Origin of the sequence: Microcoleus sp. F4-D5 (assembly GCF_036704885.1) — a bacterium.
Classification (GTDB): domain Bacteria; phylum Cyanobacteriota; class Cyanobacteriia; order Cyanobacteriales; family Microcoleaceae; genus Microcoleus.
In genome coordinates this window covers 18,017-38,265 of the sequence record NZ_JAUBSX010000032.1, presented here as the reverse complement: position 1 = coordinate 38,265, position 20,249 = coordinate 18,017, and the positions used below count along the sequence as shown (strand labels likewise).

The 20,249-nt window shown below is 45.9% G+C and carries 17 protein-coding genes; 12 read left to right on the top strand and 5 right to left on the bottom strand.

The window, feature by feature from the left end; genetic code table 11:
* The first annotated feature begins 334 nt into the window (after positions 1–334).
* On the top strand, positions 335–781 hold the full coding sequence (locus QUA80_RS16590; protein ID WP_333426242.1) for a hypothetical protein: 447 nt from the start codon (positions 335–337) through the stop codon (positions 779–781).
* Positions 782–952: 171 nt separating this feature from the next.
* Here the strand turns inward: QUA80_RS16590 and QUA80_RS16585 are convergent, their stop codons facing one another.
* Positions 953–1,702: a LuxR C-terminal-related transcriptional regulator gene (locus QUA80_RS16585; protein WP_333426240.1), complete on the bottom strand. Its 750-nt coding sequence runs from the start codon at positions 1,700–1,702 to the stop codon at positions 953–955.
* Positions 1,703–2,007: 305 nt separating this feature from the next.
* On the opposite strand from QUA80_RS16585, the gene QUA80_RS16580 reads away from it, so the two are divergent.
* The gene (locus QUA80_RS16580; RefSeq protein ID WP_333426238.1) at positions 2,008–2,430 is read left to right on the top strand and encodes a DUF6220 domain-containing protein; all 423 of its coding nucleotides are present in this window, start codon (positions 2,008–2,010) and stop codon (positions 2,428–2,430) included.
* A gap of 9 nt (positions 2,431–2,439) precedes the next feature.
* Positions 2,440–2,874 (top strand): MAPEG family protein, encoded by a 435-nt coding sequence (locus QUA80_RS16575; RefSeq protein WP_333426236.1) that lies wholly within the window; start codon positions 2,440–2,442, stop codon positions 2,872–2,874.
* A gap of 124 nt (positions 2,875–2,998) precedes the next feature.
* Here the strand turns inward: QUA80_RS16575 and QUA80_RS16570 are convergent, their stop codons facing one another.
* Entirely contained in the window at positions 2,999–3,271 is a 273-nt protein-coding gene (locus tag QUA80_RS16570) for a hypothetical protein (protein WP_333426234.1), read from the bottom strand.
* Between the two features lie 14 nt (positions 3,272–3,285).
* Positions 3,286–5,796, bottom strand: coding sequence for an ATP-binding protein (locus QUA80_RS16565; protein ID WP_333426232.1), 2,511 nt, complete (start codon positions 5,794–5,796; stop codon positions 3,286–3,288).
* A 711-nt stretch (positions 5,797–6,507) separates the two neighbouring features.
* Between QUA80_RS16565 and QUA80_RS16560 the strand changes: the two genes are divergently transcribed.
* Together QUA80_RS16560 and QUA80_RS16555 are read left to right on the top strand one after the other, a co-directional pair.
* Positions 6,508–6,888, top strand: a complete 381-nt coding sequence (locus QUA80_RS16560) for a cupin domain-containing protein (protein ID WP_333426230.1) — start codon at positions 6,508–6,510, stop codon at positions 6,886–6,888.
* Between the two features lie 496 nt (positions 6,889–7,384).
* A complete protein-coding gene (locus QUA80_RS16555; protein ID WP_333426228.1) occupies positions 7,385–7,549 on the top strand; it encodes a hypothetical protein in 165 nt (54 codons plus the stop codon).
* A 162-nt stretch (positions 7,550–7,711) separates the two neighbouring features.
* On the opposite strand, the gene QUA80_RS16550 is transcribed toward QUA80_RS16555, so the two are convergent.
* Positions 7,712–8,704, bottom strand: coding sequence for a Rieske 2Fe-2S domain-containing protein (locus QUA80_RS16550; RefSeq protein WP_333426226.1), 993 nt, complete (start codon positions 8,702–8,704; stop codon positions 7,712–7,714).
* A 52-nt stretch (positions 8,705–8,756) separates the two neighbouring features.
* Between QUA80_RS16550 and QUA80_RS16545 the strand changes: the two genes are divergently transcribed.
* The 5 genes from QUA80_RS16545 (at position 8,757) to QUA80_RS16520 (ending at position 14,311) form a co-directional block, all read left to right on the top strand.
* On the top strand, positions 8,757–9,566 hold the full coding sequence (locus tag QUA80_RS16545) for a TetR family transcriptional regulator (protein ID WP_445302250.1): 810 nt from the start codon (positions 8,757–8,759) through the stop codon (positions 9,564–9,566).
* A gap of 152 nt (positions 9,567–9,718) precedes the next feature.
* Positions 9,719–11,050: an AAA family ATPase gene (locus QUA80_RS16535; protein ID WP_333426224.1), complete on the top strand. Its 1,332-nt coding sequence runs from the start codon at positions 9,719–9,721 to the stop codon at positions 11,048–11,050.
* Positions 11,047–11,685 carry a retron system putative HNH endonuclease gene (locus QUA80_RS16530; RefSeq protein WP_333426223.1) on the top strand — a complete coding sequence of 213 codons (639 nt, stop codon included), beginning with the start codon at positions 11,047–11,049 and terminating at the stop codon, positions 11,683–11,685. The genes QUA80_RS16535 and QUA80_RS16530 overlap by 4 nt, the downstream gene beginning before the upstream one ends.
* Before the next feature lie 271 nt (positions 11,686–11,956).
* Entirely contained in the window at positions 11,957–12,229 is a 273-nt protein-coding gene (locus tag QUA80_RS16525) for a hypothetical protein (RefSeq protein WP_333426220.1), read from the top strand.
* Between the two features lie 51 nt (positions 12,230–12,280).
* Positions 12,281–14,311: a bifunctional serine/threonine-protein kinase/formylglycine-generating enzyme family protein gene (locus QUA80_RS16520; protein WP_333426218.1), complete on the top strand. Its 2,031-nt coding sequence runs from the start codon at positions 12,281–12,283 to the stop codon at positions 14,309–14,311.
* 76 nt (positions 14,312–14,387) lie between these two features.
* On the opposite strand, the gene QUA80_RS16515 is transcribed toward QUA80_RS16520, so the two are convergent.
* Complete coding sequence (locus QUA80_RS16515) at positions 14,388–16,148, bottom strand: EamA family transporter (RefSeq protein ID WP_333426216.1); 1,761 nt, start codon at positions 16,146–16,148, stop codon at positions 14,388–14,390.
* Positions 16,149–16,684: 536 nt separating this feature from the next.
* Here QUA80_RS16515 and QUA80_RS16510 point away from each other — a divergent pair.
* Together QUA80_RS16510 and QUA80_RS16505 are read left to right on the top strand one after the other, a co-directional pair.
* Entirely contained in the window at positions 16,685–20,020 is a 3,336-nt protein-coding gene (locus QUA80_RS16510; protein WP_333426214.1) for an amino acid adenylation domain-containing protein, read from the top strand.
* Positions 20,007–20,222, top strand: coding sequence for a hypothetical protein (locus QUA80_RS16505; RefSeq protein ID WP_333426212.1), 216 nt, complete (start codon positions 20,007–20,009; stop codon positions 20,220–20,222). Before QUA80_RS16510 ends, QUA80_RS16505 begins: the two co-directional genes overlap by 14 nt.
* The last annotated feature ends 27 nt before the right edge of the window (positions 20,223–20,249 follow it).

The window sequence follows — 20,249 nt, the reverse complement described above, 5'->3', positions numbered from 1 at the left end:
ACCTACGTGAACCGATTGAAATGCTGTTGGAAAATGAGAAGATAGCCTTCCATCGCACGCTCAATTAGCGTGCGATCTCGCCCTTTTAGTATTTATTCTTAATTCTTTAGTTCCAATACTTGCTAAAATAGAAGCCAATACTAATCGAACTGCAACTCATACTAAAAACTATCAAAGGCATTTGCATCACTTGCCAAACAATCCTATAGCAATCCTTGCAGGAGTCGTAAATTTTTTACCCCACCCCAACCCTCCCCGAAGCCGCGGTCTGGGAGTAAGAAATTCACAAATGATGCGAGGATTGCTATATAATGGTTCATCAGGAGCTTGATGATTGTTTCATTCTTATAACTCAGTTAATATGCGATCGCTTGTCTTGAGTCTAGCTTTCATGTGTTTAGCCACCCCCGCTGTTGCCACAACCTGCGAGGAAAGCTTTCAAAAAAAGGGGGACTTTTTAAATGGTTCCGCCTTTGCTGCACGTGTTCAGGTTGAGGGGTTATCGATAGAGAGAGCATTTTCCCAATTACGACCAATTTTGGCGCGCGAGGGCATCAAGACTCTCAGCACGGATCTGAACTTAGGTGTCATGAAAGCCGAAAATCCCGCAACAGCTTTTCAGCGTGCTTTGCCAATAGACGTATTTGCCTCCATGGACGGCAATATATTAAATGTGGAGATGATCTTTACCCTTCCGAGTGGGGTGGGTGCAAGTAAAGACACGGTGAAGGGATATTTGTGCGGTGCACTAAATCAATTGTTGCCCCAAACTACAAAGTAATATCTAATCATTCATTTGATGAATTGTAGTTTTTAACGCCCGATCGCAAAACCCAATACTTCAAAATTACCATTTGGTCGATCGCCCTTCAATTCTGTACGTAAGCGTTGCCCGCCCCTACGGGGGCTACGCCAACGAAGAGGATCGCTGTTGGGATTTCCAGCCTTAAGTTTATTGGTGGATGTTCTGCACCAAGTTGGACGGAGAGCTTTTTACGCTGGGCAAATTATATTTGGTCGCCGAAAGCTGTGCAACCATTTCTGCACGAGACGAAACCTCAAGCTTGCGGAACATTCGCTTCAAAGCTTGCTTCACTGAATTCTCTGTAATCCAAAGTTCCCTCCCGATTCCTGCGTTGGTTCGCCCCAAAGCAACCAATTCGGCAATTTGCAATTCACGAGGCGTTAGGCGTGAGGTCTTGAAAGGTTGATGCTGCGATTCACTACGGGATAGCTTCGCCGCGCGCACTGTTGCAGCCCAAACAGACAAATGCAAACAGATCGCACTCAAATCGGCTAAATTTTCTGTATCGAAAGCGGGCATTGACCGATCGCGCGTGCAGCCCACTACGCCCATTAATTGACCGCGACTGACAATCGGCCCCGCCATCACGTGCCAATGATCGGGTCGGGGACAAATTATTGTCCAAACCTTGGGAGATGCCACCAATGCTTCATGGACAGGAGAGTGGCGTTCCGCTAAATAACGCACAACAGGATTGTGTTCGATCGATAGCGCCACTTTCAATGTTTTCTGAAGCTTACTATCTACCAAGGGCAGTCGATCGAAGAAAAAGATTCCCGATCGCTTAGCTGCAAAATACTCGCCGATTTTGGGCACGACTTGCGATCGCAAATCTTGTTCGTCCTCTACCTGGTCGATCGCTTCAAATAAAAGCTGCAAGGGACTTTTCATCGTCATGGTGTCAACCGATTTTAGATTTTAGATTTTAGATTTTAGATTTTAGAATTGACCCCACGGAGGAATCCGGGGGCTTGTAACCAAATTGCTTGAGTGTCAATCGATTTTAGATTTTAGATTTTAGATTTTACCCCACGGATCAAGTCGGGGGCTCGTTTATCGGGTACGGTTTTTGATTTCTGGACGGATGAATCCGGGGGCTTGTATCCTGGATGCTTGATTGTCAAAAAGAGTACCCGATCGAGGTCTAGAAACATTGCAATACTCGAATTATATTACTCTTACAGTCTCAAAAACAACTTGACATGACAACAAGTTTGGAAACCGATCGCACTCCCGCACGTGGGATACTCATCAGCTTTTATGTGACTTCAATCATCTTTAATGTCTGCTTGATTGCTCAGTTATTAACAGTTGGAGTTGCCTACTTCAATGACCCTACCTGGTGGAATATTCATGTTTGGCTAGTGCGAGGTTATGGCGGATTGTCATTAGTATTGCTGGGATGGTCGTTTGTTGCCCCATTTTCACGCAGAATACGACATCTCGCCGCAAGTTTGCCAGTGCTGCTTGGACTGCAATTTGCCAGCATTCATCTCAAAAGTCCACTTCACCTAGAGATACTCCATCCTCTAATTGGATTTACGTTACTCTATGTTTCTTCAACTCTTGTACATTCCCTAGGGCGCACTTTATCGCCCACCAACAATCACAACCATCAAATTTGAGAGGTAAAAATGACGCAAGATACAATCTTCAGTCCCTTCTTTGCAACAGTATTTCTCACATTCATCGTCTGGGTGTATATGTACATCCGCCGTATCAGTTTTATCACCAGTATAAAGCTCTCCCCGAATGAACTTGCTGTACCGGGCGCACTGGCACAAATTTCCCCACCAAGCGTATCCAATCCATCGGATAACCTAAAAAACCTGTTCGAGATTCCGGTACTTTTCTATGCGCTTGTCCTGTACCTGTTCGTCACAAAGCAGGTGGATACAGTGTATGTGAACGCCGCGTGGGTATTCGTTGTATTTCGTACATTGCATAGTGCTGTTCATTGCACATTCAATCTCATCATACTTCGGTTCTACCTCTACCTATTTGCCACGATCGCGGTATGGTTCATCGCGATCCGCGCAGCACTTATCCACTTTGCCACAATCAATTAACCTCGTTCCAATGAGGTAGAAGTTATCAACAGTCGCCGAACAATGAGGGTGCAGCGGAAAGCCCACCCTGTTTCTGCGTGTATGTTTGGGGTCTGGCGGGGCGGTCTGCCACTGAACCAAGTCGTTAGGTCGCGATCGCAATACCCAATACTTTAAAATTACCAGTAGGTCGATCGCTCTTCAATTTTGTACGTAAGCGTTGCCCGCCCCTACGGGGGCTACGCCAACGAAGAGGATCGCACTCGCGGGTTTCTATCCTTATTGTGATGCCAAAAGTGCGATTTTTGTCAAGGGCGATCGCGCTATCTTTGATTCTTACCGATTCAGATCGAGCAGTTGGCGGTAATTGACACCCCGATCGATTATTGTACCGCCTCAGATTGTTTGAGGGCTGCACTGAACCCGAAGTTGTTAAGAGTCAGCAGCGATCGGGAATGCTGAAATAGTCTGTTGCCGAATGGGGATCTGAATCACAAACTCAGTACCCGATCCATGTGTAGAAAAACACTTGATTTTACCGCGATGTTTTTCAGTAATGATTTGATAACTAATCGACATCCCCAAACCCGTACCTTTACCGATCGGTTTGGTGGTGAAAAAGGGGTCAAAAATGCGCTGCTTCACTGGGTCTGGCATACCGATTCCGTTGTCAGCGATCGCCACCTCCACCCATCGATCGTCGATCGCAGAAGTCCGAATCGTAATCTGGTTCGGGGTGTGTTTAAGTTCCTGGTAGCAGCGTTTGGAATTCATCTCATCTAGGGCATCCAAAGCATTGACCAAAATATTCATGAATACCTGATTGAGTTGTCCGGGGTAACATTCCACCTTGGGCAATGTGTCATAGTCTTTGATTACTACCACGGCTGGACAATCCGATCGATCTTTGAGCCGGTGTTGCAAAATCAGCAAAGAGCTCTCAATTCCCTCATGGATATCAACATCTTTGAAGTCTGCTTCATCCATGCGAGAAAAATTTCGCAACGAGACGACAATACCGCGAATTCGCTCGGTGCCTACCTTCATAGATGACACGATCTTTTGGATATCTTCAGTGAGGAATTCCAAGTCGATTTCCTCTGCCATTGCTTGCACGTCTGGATCGTTGCTGGGATGGCGCTGTTGATAAAGTTCGATCATCCGCAGCAGATTTTGGGTGTATTCGTCCAGGTGGGTGAGATTAGCGTGGATGAAGTTGACCGGGTTATTGATTTCATGGGCAATTCCCGCCACCAACTGTCCCAGGCTAGACATTTTTTCGCTTTGGATAACTTGCATCTGGGCTTTTTGCAGTTCGTTTAGAGTCCTCTCCAATTCTTTAGCTTGCGCGATCGAGGAAATTGCTAATTCTTCGATCGCAGCAACCTGGGGCAGAGTTGTCCAGCAAGCAATCGCTACTCCCACAAATGCCAGCGTCATCAACACAATAATCATCAGATAGGGATTGTTGGTTCCGACTTCTACCCGCAGCCAGGATCTGATCAGCCAACTGATTGTCGCTGCGCTACAAATCAGCGCAATCAAAACTCCGATCTGAAGCACTACAAAATCTTGTTTTTCAGGATGGTTCAGCGGCTTGGCATGGAGTCGATCCCACCACGGTAAGTGCAAAGGTGCCCAAGGAATCCGCCGAATTGCAGCGTCGATCGCGATCGCTGCTAACGGCAACAGCAACCCGATGCCAAAATCCATCCATCCCCAGGCAACACCACCCACCACCAGGGAAATGAACTCCACCACCAGCAACGCTAAGGATAGTCGCCCCCAACGGACGACTCGATCGTGGCGCTGCATCCACAGCCCCAAGTGCAACCCCATGATAGAAATGAAAAAACTCACCCCTGACACCACGACAATTCGAGTGGTGTTGCCCCAGACTAAAAATCCTAAACTACAGATAAAGGTTAGCAGCAGCGCGGGTTCTAGGGAACCCCGACGGGACGCTGCGCCAAACACTGGAGACAACAGCCCATCCTGCCCGAGTTGGAAAAGGATGCGGGGCGTATTGCAAACGCTAGTCGCAGATCCCAACAAACAGCTAGCCGCAACCAGCAATGTGACTATGACAGGGGCAGCGTCTCCCCAAAAAGGCTTGGCAGCCGCCAGGAAATTGCCGTACAAATTGTCTTCTAAACCCGCAGCGGTTGCCAACTGCAACAGCACTAAAGTGCCACCCACAAACACCAGAGGCATGAACCAGCCAACCCAAGACAGCGCTTTGAGGGTGTTTTTTGGGTGGAGACTGTCTGCTACAAAGGATGAAGCTGTGTCGCAGCCACAGAAGCTATATGCGGCAAACAAGTACCATTTCAGCCAGTCCCGGACACTGATGGCATCAATGCTGCTGGGCAAGAGTCCGGGGCTTTGGGGTGAAAAGGCAAGCCAGCCTAAACCCTGAACGCAGAAGAGGAGTAAAAAGCCGATCGAAGGAAAGACAAAAAACAGGTGCAGAATGGCGACGGCGCGGGTACCGCTGAATGCTACAAAGTAAGCGATCGCAGTAAAACCGATCTCAAACTCTTTTTCTGGAACATTCAGCCCCATCGGTTCTAAATGGAATTGGATCAAATCTGTGATGACGATCGCATTAATGGCCGGAAAAGAAACCCACCCCAAGTAGTAGGCAATCCCCAAGTAGCGGGAAAGCGCAGGGTAACGATGCAGGAGTCGCGTGATGTAATTTGGTGTTCCCCCAGATACATCTGGATATTTCTCACCCAAACTCTGAACTTGAAGGTTAAACAGAATTCCGACGATCGCACCAGGAATCCAGACCAACAGGGATGCGGAGCCAATTTCTGCTTGCACCGACGGCGCTAAGGTAAACCACATCAGATATCCAACCACACTAAACCCCCAAGCTTCCGCAGAGGACATGGTGCGCCGGAGGCGATTCAGAAATGGCACGCGATCTATTTCCATAGCAAGCAGATAGGAGTAATCTTATTGTGATCCAAGTGTAATTGCCACAATCAAGAAAAAGAACAAATACATAGTGTTTCCTTCTAGGGATAAAAAGTTTCAGCTCGATCTAATGTAGCGGTGAAAGATTGAGGCGCAATCAGTTGAGGTTATTAGCGATCGAAAGTGCGATCGCAATAACTCGTTGGAACTGATATCTTGCACCAGTTGCAATCAGCCTTGCACTCGAAGGGAGATCCTGCCCGCCTCACAAGAAAATTCACTTAATTTTTGTCGAACCGGTCGAAAAGCCTGTTAAGCCAGAATGGTGCAATATTTCAGTTGAAACGGACTCAATAGAGTCTTTTCACTTTGTTTGATGTGCCGTTAGCTAGCGATCGCAATACCCAATACTTCAAAATTACCTGCGGGCGATCGCTCTTTAATTTAATTCGGTGCGGTCGCTCTCTGAGTTTCTAGTCTTATTGTTATACGAAGAGTACGATCTTTGTCAACGGCGATCGCGCTGCTTGCAAGTTGTGATGCGATCGGGTTTTAGGAAGAAAACCCCCAAACCACGATTTTTAAATTAGTTTGAGGGTTTTTATTTTTTTGGGGCGATCGAGAAAAATCAGGGAAACTTTTTTCCGTAAAGTTATCGGTGAGACAGTTCTTTGTAGGCGATCGGTGAGACGATCGCTCTTGAGAAGTTTTTCAAAGAGTGATGCAAAGATGAGTATAACTAGGATATTCAGCAGTTCTAAATTTTTTCAACCGAGTGATGGAGAGCCTGTTCGTTCGATCGTTACCGAATCTAAGGAGGCTGTCGTTGTCGCCTGGTATATCAAGCCAGGTCAGGCAATCCCCGCGCACACCCATCCCAACGGGCAAGACACTTGGACTGTTTTAACCGGGAAGGGAGACTACTATTTGGACAAAGCAGGCACTACGAAGTCGATCGCTGCTGGGGATGTTGTAGTCGCTCATACCGGATGTGTACATGGAGTATTCAACAACGGTGATGAGCCATTAGTTTTTATCTCAGTTGTGTCACCAGCCGATGCGGGGTATCAACTTGTCTCGTTAGAAAACTCTTTTGCTCTCCATCCCTAATTCTTCAATTCACCGGGTTGTATTCATCAATGAGATTGAAAAAATCAAAGCATTTTTAGAGCCATGAAATGGTTGATTCAATATCTTTACGAAATCAAATTAGATAAAGCTATTCTCTGGTGCTATCTCATTTGGTATGTTACAGTAGTTTGTTTTCATTTTGACCCTTCGGTTAAGATATGGATCGATTCAATTGGTATAAGTGCTATAATCGGTACGGGTCTGATGCTAAGTGTTTCTTCTAGTAAAGGCAAAAGAGATCGTTGGCAGGCATTTAGGTTATATCTCATGCCATTTTGTGTCTCAAGCTTCTCTGCCTTAATTAAAGATCGGGGATTTATCATATTCATATCACCAAATATCACCGAAACAATAGTGTCAGTATCATGCTGCGGTCTGTTTTTATCACTAATTTTAGCAGTAAAAGTATTCAAAAAAAAAGTTATTTAGCGGTAATACAAAATTGGTTGAAGCAGCAGAAATATGACATTTTAGGTTGAAAATACCCCGATCGCCTTTAAGGGCGATCGAGCTTGTAGAATTCTTAGGCCCCGATGAAGCGATGGAATTGCTTATTGAAATCGCTTTCTTAGTTTTTAGTCCGATAGTTCTTGGAGTGCGATCGCTTTTTGGTTTGGGCGATCGACCTTTGAGTTTGTAGTCTGAATTTTTCTTGTTTCTATACTTGGTTGAATACAAGGGAATACTAACGAAACATTCGCTTCAAACCTTGCTTCAATGAATTCTTATAAATCCAAATTTCCTTCCCAATTTGACTGCTTAAGCTATCGGTGTGGCATGACGCTGAAGCCATCTTCAGTATCTACCTTGAAAGATTAGGCTCCCTCACATTTGGAAAGCTTTCAAAATTGCGTCGTACCCAGTCCATCCCCACTTCATTATTGAGTTTAATTTTCTGAGGCGTATCGGGATAAATTTTTCCTAAAATATCCGCATCTTGATCCACGACAACTTTGCCAAAATTGAGATACGTCCCCCCCAACACCTTAAATATAGGATGCTTTGCTTGACCGAACAGCAAAATATAAGTCCGCGTCCGATTCTCGGCTTCTGGTACGAATATATGACACTGTGCAGCTTTGCCGAATGGCATTTCTCCATGAAAAATTACTAGGGATGGGAAATGATTTTCTAAATGAGCTTTAATGGTGCTCGGCAGCAGCCACAAATCTGGCTTTCTGAGCTTTTCTGCCAAGCTGTAAGGGGCAGTAGGCATATCGTAAAACGCATGGGATTGATGTCCTTCATCAATGAATTGATGAAATTCCACATCGGTAATCCTAAACAAGTCCCGGTGAGTGCCATTTTGATGATTGTAGTCGTGCATATTTAGCAGCATGGTCAGCAAATCTGTCTCAACGCTGCGATCGGCGGTATGCCCGATGAAGTAGTAAGTTTCTGCGATTTCCTTGAGCACATTGGGAATGGGGACTTGCGGCTCGTATCCCCCATAAGACCAAATGAAGTCATCTTGAATAATCAGGTCTAACGGTTTTAGTAAGGGCAATGTTTTTTTATTAGATCCGGGTAATACGGTGCAGCCTTCAGGATCAAACTTCAGGGCATGGAACGGGCAGACGACACCGCTTGTGCGATCGCTTTCGGCTTCGCACCATCCTTCTGACAGCATTGCTCCCATGTGCGGACAGGCGTTGGGCAAGGCATGGATGGTTCCGGCAATATCTTTCCACATCACATAGTCGGTGCCATACAAGGAAATTTTGCGAGGTTGGTTCGCTGCCAGCATCGACTTATGTGCCAACAACCAAGGCGCACCGGGAAGCATAGACTGCATGGTGTTCTCCTTTAGACATAAAATTGTGAGAGATTTGTCGCTTTTCTAGAATATGACAGAATATTCACATTCGTCAAGCAGTTTGCGCCGTCAACCGAAACAGCAGCGTGGTAAAGAAAGAGTCGAAAAAATCTTGGATGCAGCAGCAGCAGTGTTTGACGAGGTGGGCTATTGGGAGGCGACTACCCATCTAATTGCAGCAAAAGCAGGGACAGCCATCGGTTCTCTGTATCAGTTTTTTCCTGATAAAGCTGCCATTTTTCATGCAATGGAATTGCGTCATGCCGATCGCGTTAAGGCGATGTGGGCGCAGGCGAACACAGCGGAAATCGTTCAGTTACCGCTGCGCGAAATGATTCATACCCTTGTCACTGCTGTTGCAGAGATGTTTGAACAGCCTGTATCGCGGGTGGTGTTCGTGCAGTTTTATATAGCGCGCGAGATTTTCCAGTCGATCGATGAAAGTATGACTCAGGAAGCGATCGACTTCATGGCGAGTCTTTTGAAGCAAAGAAATCCCAGCTTGAGGGAGGCGCAATGTAGCCTGTTAGCGGAGGTTTGCGTTCACAGCAGTAATGCGGTCATTCTGTCGGCACTTCGCAACCGGGATCGACAGTATCGCCAACAACTGGTACAGCAGATTGAGGACTTGTTGGTGTCGTATTTAGAGTCGTATGTGGGGGAAGGTCGGTCAAGCAATGTAATGAAAGTAATGAAATGTCTTCATTGTCAATCGGAGCAGTTGTCCAAAAACGGTTATCGACGGGGGAAGCAGTGCTATCGCTGTAAGGAATGTGGCAAACAGTTTGTAGAGAATTCCCCGCGAGCTACTATAGCAACCGCCACATCGATCTTGACATAAATAACTTCATGAATAGATCCCGCCATCCCTCGATCGAGAAACGGTTTGATTCGGGTACTATGTAACTGTCAACTGTCAACTCTCAACTGCTATACGATGATTTCTATGCTACAAATTACAAGCTGAATACCGATCTACAGTGGGACATTACCATGAGAATTGACCGAGTAGAAATAGAAAACTTCAAGAAATTTTCAGACTATACTCTTGACTTGCATCCCCAATTTACCTTGCTGGTTGGGGACAATGGCACAGGTAAAACTACGATCCTCGATGCTTTGGCGATCGCGGCTGGAATTTGGCTGGTCAACTCCCCCGATACAACCCTCAACAATAGCCGCCGTAACATTCTTCCCTCAGAAATCCGCTTAGAAGCGATCGAATCCGACACCATCACCCAATTTATAGAACGAAAACCGGTCCAGATTAAAGCGATCGGCACGATTAACAGTCAGCCAGTCCAATGGCTCAGACAAATCAAAACTAACGGCTCTAGAACCTCTAACACTGAAGCCAAAAAAGCTCTAGAAATTATCTCCACTTTATTTCAACAGGTTGAAGCAGGCGAAAAAATCTGGCTACCCATCGTCGCCTACTACGGCGCAGGTCGAGCTTGGCTACCCTCCAACCAACGCGACGACCCCAAAGCCACTACCCACACCAGCCCCGCCCGCCGTTGGGATGCCTTCTATGACTGCTTTAAAGAACGGATTAGAATCGCCGATCTCCATACTTGGTTTCAGAAAGAAGCGATCGCTTCGGTCAATCGACAGGGACAAATGCGCCCTGGTTACAAGGTGGTAAAGTTTGCTATTTTGCGTTGTATTCCCAACGCAGATGACCTATGGTTTGACCCAGAGCGATCGGAAATTGTTGTTTCCATCCAAGGCAACCCCCAACCCTTTAGTAACCTTAGTGCTGGTCAAAAAATGATGGTAGGTCTAATTGCCGATATTGCCATCAAAATCGTTACTCAAAATGCCTCTTTCCTAAGCGAAGAATCAGATATAGAGCGTCAAAAATTACCTCTGATTTTGCAAGAAACACCAGGGCTAGTCCTAATTGATGAAATAGATGTACATCTCCATCCGAAATGGCAACGTCAAGTTGTGAAGGACCTCACCACAACCTTCCCCTCAATCCAGTTTGTTTGCACTTCCCATTCGCCGCTTGTTATTGGTGAAGTCGAAGCAAGCTGTATTAGAGTCCTCGAACGTGATGAAGAAACTGGCAAAGTTATTTCTACAATTCCATTAGAATCTTATGGTCTTGATGCCAACCGAATACTAGAGGAGCAGATGGGGTCGTCAGAACGTAACAAAGACGTAGCAAACAAGCTTCACGCTCTTTTTAGACTAATTGATGATGAAAATTTTGAGGGCGCACGTCAAGCTATGATTCCCCTTGGTGAAAAAATTGGCCACCAAGCTCCTGAGATTACTCAAGCTCGATCGCTGATTAAATTCTTAGAAGGTAATGAATGAGAAACATCCAGAAAAAGACCGAACCAACGTCCTTGACACAGCATCGGTGCAATACAAATACTGACTATGATAACTATGCCGAAAAAGATGACCTGAGAGCAAGTCTAGTGAGCGAGCAAAGAGGAATTTGCTGTTACTGTATGCAACGGATTCGTCCTGACTCAGAAAACATGAAAATTGAACACTGGCAAAGCCAAGATATATACCCTCAGAGACAGCTAGAATACAATAATCTCCTTGGGGCTTGTCGAGGAGGAGAAGGGCAAAAGAAAGATAAACAGCATTGTGACACAAAAAAAGGAAATCTCGATCTAACTTTTAACCCTGCCGATCCATCTCATAACGTCGAAAAGAAAATACGTTTCTTGGGAGACGGTACAGTTAAATCAAATGATGACCAATTCGATAAAGAAATCAATGAAGTCTTGAATTTGAATGAAGGTGCGTTGGTTCGTAATCGTAAAGGAGTATTAGAAGCCTTTCGCCAAGGATTGATTCAAAAACAACCCTCTGATGCAGATATACGAAAAGCACTACGCAAGTGGAATGGCGATAATGGAGAAGAACTAGATCCATTCTGTCTGGTTGTTGTTTATTATCTTCGTAAAAAGATAGATAAAATGAAATCAAAATAACTTCTGAATGAGCTTTTCAAAATGCGATCGAAGATGTCCTCCCAGAACCGATCGCCATTAGAGGGAGGAGGACGCATCCTTCTGTCAGCATGGCACCGAGGGAGAGACAAAACAGATGCTACACGTTGGCTTTGCCAAATCGTTGCAGAATGTTAAAGAAATTTTCTGGTGTTTGATGAGAATGATTAGACCGAAACTATAGCAGTTCTCAGTAACATAAGGTACGCCTCTAGATGAGTCGATACAGATTCTGAACGATCGTAATGAATATGTGCCAGATGGCAATCCAAATATCAACGAACATTTTGTCAGGCATCCCTCAAATTATAAGCTGCGGGTCAAGTTGGTTGCTAATTGGACTGAGTGCGTTGCTAAAATCGGTCGATCGCGCTGGCATTTTTTGCCCTCAAATCCCTTTCTTTGGATTAATTGGCGTTTGAAATTCTGCCTTCTACTTTGTCCCTTGGGGCGACACAAGCGGCGGGTAATGCCCTCCCTACCGTCAATTGTCAATAACCAATTATTAATTGTTAGTCTTCCATGAGGAAGCCAAAAAGATATATCATAATCTTAACCGGATCATTTCTTCCCAGATATGTTCTACTGTTCTAATCCCAGGTGCTCTAATCCTTTCAATCCCGATAACTCTAAATTTTGTCAAAGTTGCGGAGCTCAAGGCCTCAACCCTCTATTCAGAAACCGCTACCGCGTGATTCGACTGTTGGGCGAAGGGGGATTTGGCAGAACTTATGAAGCGGTAGATACCGATCGAATGGACGATCCGTGCGTAATCAAGCAGTTTGTACCCCAATTTCAAGGAACCTCGGCGCTTAAAAAAGCCGCAGAATTGTTTAAGGCAGAAGCTAAACAACTTTACGAACTCGGCGAACATCCCCAAATTCCTCGATTAATTGCTTATTTTGAACAAGACAAGCGACTTTATTTAGTACAAGAGTTGATTGAGGGGCAAACTTTACTAGCAGAATTAACTCAGCAGGGTGTTTTTAGCGAAGAAAAAATTTGGCAGTTACTGGCAGATATTTTGCCGATTCTGAAATTTGTGCACGATCGCAATGTCATTCATCGAGACATCAAACTTGAAAATATCATGCGCCGCCGCACCTCTGCTAGCTCATCTCTGCCAAAGGCGGGAAATTTTCGCAATTCAGCTTTCCGAAGGGGAGGGCGCGGAGAGTTAGTTCTGATAGATTTCGGCATTTCCAAACAAGTGACGGGCTCGCTGATGAGCCAAGTAGGCACGACAGTAGGAACGCCCGGATATTCGCCGGTAGAACAAATGCGCGGTCAAGTTTTCCCGGGAAGCGATTTGTACAGTTTGGGAATAAGTTGCCTGAGATTGCTAACTCAATGTTTGCCAAAAGTTGACGGTTCCGATGACCTGTATGACCCGATCAACGGCGGCTGGATTTGGAGAGAACGGTTGCCCGCAGGCACAAAAATCAGCAGCAAGTTGACAAAAATTTTAGATAAGTTAATTCAAGATTCTCTCAAAAATAGATATCAATCTGCTGATGAAGTAATCAAAGCTTTAAATCTCTATTCTTTACCTCCCCAACCCCCTTTTGTAAAGGGAGGACAACTTGCTTTAAATTCTGCTGTGACAAAGAGAGGCCCACTTGCTTTAAATTCTGCCGTGACAAAAGGAGGCGCACTTGCTATCAAGACTCCCCTCAATCAAAGCGGGCAAATCAATAGTAACATCTCTGTCAATCCTAGGGAAAAATCCAACACCAATCAGCCTCAGAACAAGGCATCGCAGAGAATTGCGGCTGTCAAAAGCACTTTTGAATTTCAGGTGGTGACAGTAGACAAGCACGGGCAGCAAACTAATGTTAACAGCGGCCAAGCGCATTTTTTTGAAGAACCTCTCGGTAACAGTACAGTCCTGGAAATGGTATCTGTTCCTGGCGGTACTTTCCTGATGGGTTCCCCAAAAAATCGGGGTGACAGCGACGAAAAACCGCAGCATCCAGTAAATTTAGCATCTTTCTATATTGGCAAATTTCCAGTCACTCAGGCCCAGTGGAAAGCAGTTGCGGCGCTGCCGGAAATTCAAATATTTCTCAATCCAGATGCTGCCCGTTTTAAAGGTGCAAATCGACCTGTAGAAAATGTATCTTGGTATGAGGTTGTGGAGTTTTGCGCTAGACTTTCTCGCCAAACTGGTAATAATTATAGCTTGCCTAGCGAAGCCCAATGGGAATATGCTTGCCGGGGGCAAACTATGACACCGTTTCACTTTGGGGAAACGATTACCAGCGAGTTAGCAAATTACAACGGAAATTCTAATTACGCTGAAGCGCCGAAGGGAGTTTATCGCTTTCAAACGACAGATGTTGGCAGTTTTCAACCTAATGCTTTCGGATTGTACGATTTCCACGGAAATGTTTGGGAATGGTGCGCGGATTTTTGGCACAATAATTATAACGGTGCGCCTGCTGATGGCAGCGTTTGGGAGTCTGACGGGGACTCTTCGCTGAGGTTGTTGCGGGGCGGTTCTTGGAACGATCGTCCTCCGAATTGTCGCAGCGCGTGTCGCCTCAGATATCAGCCGGATTGCAAGGCTAGTATTGTGGGTTTTCGAGTGGTGGTTTCTGTTGTTTGATTTTGTGTCCGCACAGAGAAACCCGGTTGCTTGAAGAAACCGGGTTTCTGAATGGACGATCGCCCAAATTCTTGCCTTAACTAGCCTTTTTCTGAGGAGCCACTATGCGTTCGATACTCATAGCAGCCACGCTCAAAGTCACCACAGCCATGCCGAGAATTGCCACAGGCTGCAACGTCTCATTGATAATTAGAAACCCGAAGAGTGCGGTCATCGCCGGCCCCAAAGTGCCAATTACTGACGCTAAGGCTGCCCCCGCGAACCGGATGGCAAAATTGTTCAAAAGATAGCTAAACAGCGTCAGTACCCCTAAAACAACGCCTCCGACAATCAAACCAGGCCAAACATTTTGGTCGATGTTAGGAGCAAAATTTTCCGACAGCGGCACCCACAAACTCAGGGCGGAAAATACAAAAATCGCGGCGAAATTAACTAAACTAAAAGGAATCGGGTGCAGCTTGCCCGCAGCCATTTGTGTCAGCAATACGTAACCTGCAAAGGTAATCCCAGAAGCCAGTGCCGCAGCGACTCCCACCCCGACATTGCCGCCGCCCGGAGCTGGGGCCGCAAAACTGGGCGATCCAGCTAAAATTAGGCCTGCGGTAATTCCCAAAATCGCCAAAAAGCCGATTGTGCTGGGGCGAGAGCCAAACAATATCCAAGAACCCAGTACGGTGACGATCGGGTAAATAAAGAAAATGGTAATCGCAATCCCGGCTGGAATATTGCCGATCGCCAAATAAATCAAAACCTGAGACAAAAACAGAAAAAATGCGCTTCCTAAAACCTTACTCCACAAAGCTCGATCGCCCGACTGGAACAACCGCCTAATATCTTTCCACACAGAAGGATACAAAAATGTCGCCAATATCGGCATCAAAGCCATCACCACGATCAGCCGCATCAACAAAATCAACAAAGAATTTCCAAAACCAGGAGTTACCACCCCCGGAAATTCAAACAAGCCAAAAACCACCCGAGGAGTTTTGCTTTTAATCAGAATTCTTAAACAAACATTAAACAGCGACAATACTACCGCCGAAGACAAAGCCAGCACCAAACCTACTTGCACTTGAGAAGATGCTTTAGCGGTTGCCGTCGGTGGCACGGGTTCTCGCGGCGCATCCGCAGGTGTTGGCTGCTGAAATTGCGGGCGGACAGAATTAACAGAATTAGTTGATTCCTCGGGATAGGAATCTTGAGCATCGAAAGGATTCTCAAGATATGCTTCTTCTTCTTCGAGTTCTTCCCTGATGCGGTTGACGAGATTTTGTAACAGCTCTTCCCCTTGCAGTTCCAGGGTTTTCATGTTGTTGAGCCGCACGGAAAGCTCGCTTTCGTAACTGGTTAAATCTTGTTCCAGCATCTGGAAACTGCGATCGATCCTTTCATCCAGCGCCGCCAGCAACTGCGAGGCCCGTTCGTCGTAGTTGCTCGGCGGCAGGGGTATCGGGAACTCGCCGCTGGGAATAGGGCTGCTGAGAGAATTTCCCGAGTTAGCGCTGAGTTCGTTGAACCGCTGCACCAACAAATCCTGCAAATTGTGAGCCAAAACTTGAGCCAATTGCTTCAGCCACAATTGCTGCTGCTGAATGTATCGCCCAGACAGAGATTCCATTTGCTGAGACTGCAATTGGCGATATTGCTCCCGGAGGTTTTCAATATCTTCAATCAGGTGATTTTTTTCAGTTTGCAGCCGAGTAATATCTTGATTTAACTGGCCTTTGACATTTTCATGCAAAGCGTCCAGTTCTTGCATTACTGAGTGGAGGACTTCTTCTGCTGATTGTGCATCCTCTGGCTCGCCCTTTGACGAGTATACGTTCCGCTGCGCCATTAGCCTATAACCTCTAATTTAAACTGCACGTTCAGTGTTCTTAAGTATTTTGCCAAATCAGGTCGCAAGTTATAGTGAGTCGATCTAAAAGATTGCGAACACTGTTTAATCAATAGTAGTCGCTCACTTGAAGATGTGAAAAATTTGCGTGAAGCGAAGCTATCCCGCAAGAAATCGCCCCAAGAACACTTTGTGCAATTAGAAATCATACTACAGCTTGACCTCTCTACGGATTGCTCCCGGAAATTCTCACATCTAACTCACCCGATTGCACCCGAATCACAAGCATCTTGGCCGTTCCGCGACTAAATTTGATTGGGGGGTGAGACTCCTAGCCCCTCAACGGATAACTCGATCCAGCAGGCAGAAACCCCCTTTCTTTTGCCCGCGTCTCTCCTGCACTCCCGCACCCAGATTTATGATGTTAACAGTTCCGATCTTTTGCTCGCGAAAGTTTTAAGAGGCGATCGCACCGTCAAAAAGCAACCCCGCGCCATCAAAAAAATAACACATCCCATCCCCCAAGAGCAACAGATATGGCATCCGAAATTTTTGACAATTCCTTGACACAGGATATAGAAAAACTGAATATTTCCTCAGAAGCCGAAGTGTTTGTCTTTCCGGCATCATTTGCCCAGCAGCGCTTGTGGTTTCTTGACCAATTCGCACCGCAAAACCCTTTCTATAATGTAGTAACAGCACTGCGCTTAACAGGTCTTCTCAACTTAACAGCCTTAGAGCAAACCTTCAACGAAATAGTGCAGCGACACGAAACTTTGCGAACCACTTTTGCAGCGGTATCTGGCCAACCAGTGCAGATAATCTCTACCGCTTTCAAGACTAATTTAAAAATATTAGACTTGCAAGATTTGCCGCCAGAACAACGGGAAACAGAAGCAAAGAAACTCGCCGCAGCAGAATCTCTTCGCCCTTTCAATTTATCCACCGGGCCGCTGATGCGAATCACCGTTCTGCGGCTGACAGAAACCGAGCATATTCTCTTGCTAAATATGCACCACATAGCCTCCGATGATTGGTCTATCGGTGTGCTAATTAGAGAACTGGAGGCTATCTATACAGCTTTGATAAATCAACAGCCATCTCCCCTGCCAGAATTATCACTTCAATATGCCGACTTTGCCGAGTGGCAGCGCGAATGGCTGCAAGGTGAAGTCTTAGAAACTCAGCTAGCTTATTGGCGGCAGCAATTGCACGGCATTTCTGTGTTAAATTTACCGATCGATCGCGCTGCACCAGCTAGGCAAAATTATCGGGGGAAAACTCAATATTTAGAACTGCCAAAAAACTTGAAAGACGCACTTGTATCGCTCTCGCAGCGAGAAGGAGCGACTTTATTTATGACAGTGCTCGCAGCATTTCAAACTTTGCTTTACCGCTACTCGCAACAAGAAGATATTGTAGTAGGTTCGCCGATCGCCAATCGCAACCGCAGCGAAATTGAAGCATTAATCGGTTTTTTTGTCAACACTTTAGTGCTGCGTGCAGACTGCTCGGGAAACCCGACATTTCGAGATTTTTTGGGCCGGGTGCGGGAAGTAACCCTGGGAGCTTACGCTCACCAAGATTTGCCTTTTGAGAAGCTAGTCGAGGAATTGCACCCAGAGCGATCGTTGAATCGCCACCCCCTGTTTCAGGTGGTATTCGGGCTGCAAAATGCGCCGCTGGACGAGCTAGAATTGCCAGAATTAAAGTTGAGTTCTTTTCCTTTGGAGACTCAAACAACGCGCTTTGATTTAGAGCTGTATTTGTGGGAAGCTTCCGATAATTTTAGGAGCAGATACGGCGAACATTGGGAAGATTCGGAAGGACTCAGAGGCTTAGCTGTTTACAATACGGATTTATTTGATGAAGTTACGATCGCCCGAATGCTGAGGCATTTTAAAACGCTGCTGGAAAGCATTGTGGCTAATCCCGAACAAAGAATCGCTAACTTACCTTTATTGAGCGAGGATGAAGTGAATCAATTATTCAGAGAATGGAACGATACTCGGACAGATTATCCTCAAAATAAGTGCATTCATCAGTTATTTGAAGAGCGAGTCCAGCAGCATCTGGAGGATGTCGCCCTAACTTTCGACAGCCAGCACCTGACTTACAGAGAACTCAACAGTCGCAGCAACCAACTGGCGCGCTACCTACAAAAAATGGGCGTGGGGGCGGAGGTTTTAGTGGGGCTTTGTGCAGAGAGATCGATCGACCTAATTGTCGGGATGTTGGCTGTACTGAAAGCGGGAGGCGCTTATTTACCGTTAGATCCGAGCTATCCGCGCGATCGGCTAAACTTGATGCTGGAAGATGCTCGAGTTAAAGTCTTGCTAATTCAGGATAAATTGATTGAGAATTTCCGAGACTTCTCAAACTCGGTGATTTACTTCGATCGCGACTGGGAACACATAGCCAAATCAAGCGCCGAAAATCCCGCCAACACCGCAACAGCAGACAACCTAGCTTACGTTATTTACACATCTGGCTCAACAGGAAAACCCAAGGGAGTTGCTGTCACCCACAAAGCAGTAAATCGGCTGGTACTCAACACCAACTATATAAAAATAGAACCTACCGATAAAATTGCCCAAGCATCGAACGCTTCATTCGATGCAGCCACGTTCGAGATTTGGGGAGCCTTGCTTAACGGCGCTCAACTCGTAGGAATTAGGACAAATATTACCCTTTCGCCTCACGATTTAGCCTTAGAATTGCGCCAACAAGGCATTACCGTCTTGTTTTTAACAACTGCCTTATTTCAACAAATTGCTAGAGTTTTACCGCAAGCTTTTGATTCGCTGCGCTGCTTGCTGTTTGGCGGAGAAGCGGTCGATATGAGATGGGTGAAAAAACTTCTCAAACAAAATCCAACCACTAAATTAATTCACGTTTACGGGCCTACAGAAAATACCACATTTTCGGCTTATTATTGCGTGCAAGACCTACCCGAAACCGCAACATCTATCCCCATCGGCCGCCCGATCGCCAACACGCAAATTTATCTCCTCGATGCGGATTTGCAGCCGGTGGCGATCGGTGTTATAGGTCAATTGTACGTCGGCGGTGACGGACTCGCGAAAGGCTACCTCAACCAGCCTGATTTAACTGCTGCTGCATTCATTCCTAATCCTTTTAGCAATAAATCGGGTTCGTGTCTTTATAAAACAGGTGATTTAGGTCGCTATTGGGTTGACGGCAACATCGAGTTTTTAGGCCGCATTGACGACCAAGTAAAAATTCGCGGCTACCGCATCGAGTTGGGAGAAATTGAAGCGGCTTTGTGCCAGCATCCACAAGTGCGCGAAGCAGCAGTAATTGTGAGGGAAGACATCCCCGACGATAAACATTTGGTAGCTTATGTTATTCCTGACGGTATTAATGAAAAATCAGAAACTCAAAACCTTAAGTCAAGTGACTTGCGCCAATTTTTGAAAGAAAAGTTACCAGGATATATGGTTCCTGCAACTTATGCAGTGTTGGAGAATATGCCGCTGACGCCCAATGGCAAAGTAGACCGCCGCGCCTTGCCCGATCTAGATACAGACAGCGAGGATATAACAGAAAATTATGTAGCGCCTCGGACAGATATCGAAAAGGCGATCGGGAAAATTTGGGCTAAAGTTTTGGGAAAACAGCAGGTGAGTATCTACGATAATTTCTTTGAACTAGGCGGACATTCCCTGCTAGCAACTCAGTTGATTTCTCGCATCCGAGACGCTTTGCAAGTCGAGTTATCGGTCAGCAGTTTGTTTGAAGCCCCGACTGTGGCGAGTCTGGCAAAATACATTGAAACAATGCGCTGGGCTGCGAAAGGTTTGGATACTTTCAGAACAGACGAAAATGAGCGAGAAGATGTGGAATTTTAAGGCCTTACATAATTGCGGGATAATTTTGATTGTTTTGTGGAATTGGCATCCGGGAGTATCTCACTTTTGGAGCCAAGCTAGAAATCTAAGTTTTGAGGCAGGAGGCAGGAGGAAAGAGGAAGAAGGAAGGAGCCAGAATAAGTGTTTTTACAAATATGAAATGCTTTCGGATGACAACTCTATTCAAACCATGATGGAGTAAAGATTGAGCCTCGCTTGTGCTAAAAAA

Coding starts and splice junctions, on each gene's coding strand:
- QUA80_RS16585 (WP_333426240.1), bottom strand. CDS start 1,702: ATGACGATGAAAAGTCCCTTGCAGCTTTTATTTGAAGCGATCGACCAG.
- QUA80_RS16580 (WP_333426238.1), top strand. CDS start 2,008: ATGACAACAAGTTTGGAAACCGATCGCACTCCCGCACGTGGGATACTC.
- QUA80_RS16575 (WP_333426236.1), top strand. CDS start 2,440: ATGACGCAAGATACAATCTTCAGTCCCTTCTTTGCAACAGTATTTCTC.
- QUA80_RS16565 (WP_333426232.1), bottom strand. CDS start 5,796: ATGGAAATAGATCGCGTGCCATTTCTGAATCGCCTCCGGCGCACCATG.
- QUA80_RS16560 (WP_333426230.1), top strand. CDS start 6,508: ATGAGTATAACTAGGATATTCAGCAGTTCTAAATTTTTTCAACCGAGT.
- QUA80_RS16550 (WP_333426226.1), bottom strand. CDS start 8,704: ATGCAGTCTATGCTTCCCGGTGCGCCTTGGTTGTTGGCACATAAGTCG.
- QUA80_RS16545 (WP_445302250.1), top strand. CDS start 8,757: ATGACAGAATATTCACATTCGTCAAGCAGTTTGCGCCGTCAACCGAAA.
- QUA80_RS16535 (WP_333426224.1), top strand. CDS start 9,719: ATGAGAATTGACCGAGTAGAAATAGAAAACTTCAAGAAATTTTCAGAC.
- QUA80_RS16530 (WP_333426223.1), top strand. CDS start 11,047: ATGAGAAACATCCAGAAAAAGACCGAACCAACGTCCTTGACACAGCAT.
- QUA80_RS16520 (WP_333426218.1), top strand. CDS start 12,281: ATGTTCTACTGTTCTAATCCCAGGTGCTCTAATCCTTTCAATCCCGAT.
- QUA80_RS16515 (WP_333426216.1), bottom strand. CDS start 16,148: ATGGCGCAGCGGAACGTATACTCGTCAAAGGGCGAGCCAGAGGATGCA.
- QUA80_RS16510 (WP_333426214.1), top strand. CDS start 16,685: ATGGCATCCGAAATTTTTGACAATTCCTTGACACAGGATATAGAAAAA.
- QUA80_RS16505 (WP_333426212.1), top strand. CDS start 20,007: ATGTGGAATTTTAAGGCCTTACATAATTGCGGGATAATTTTGATTGTT.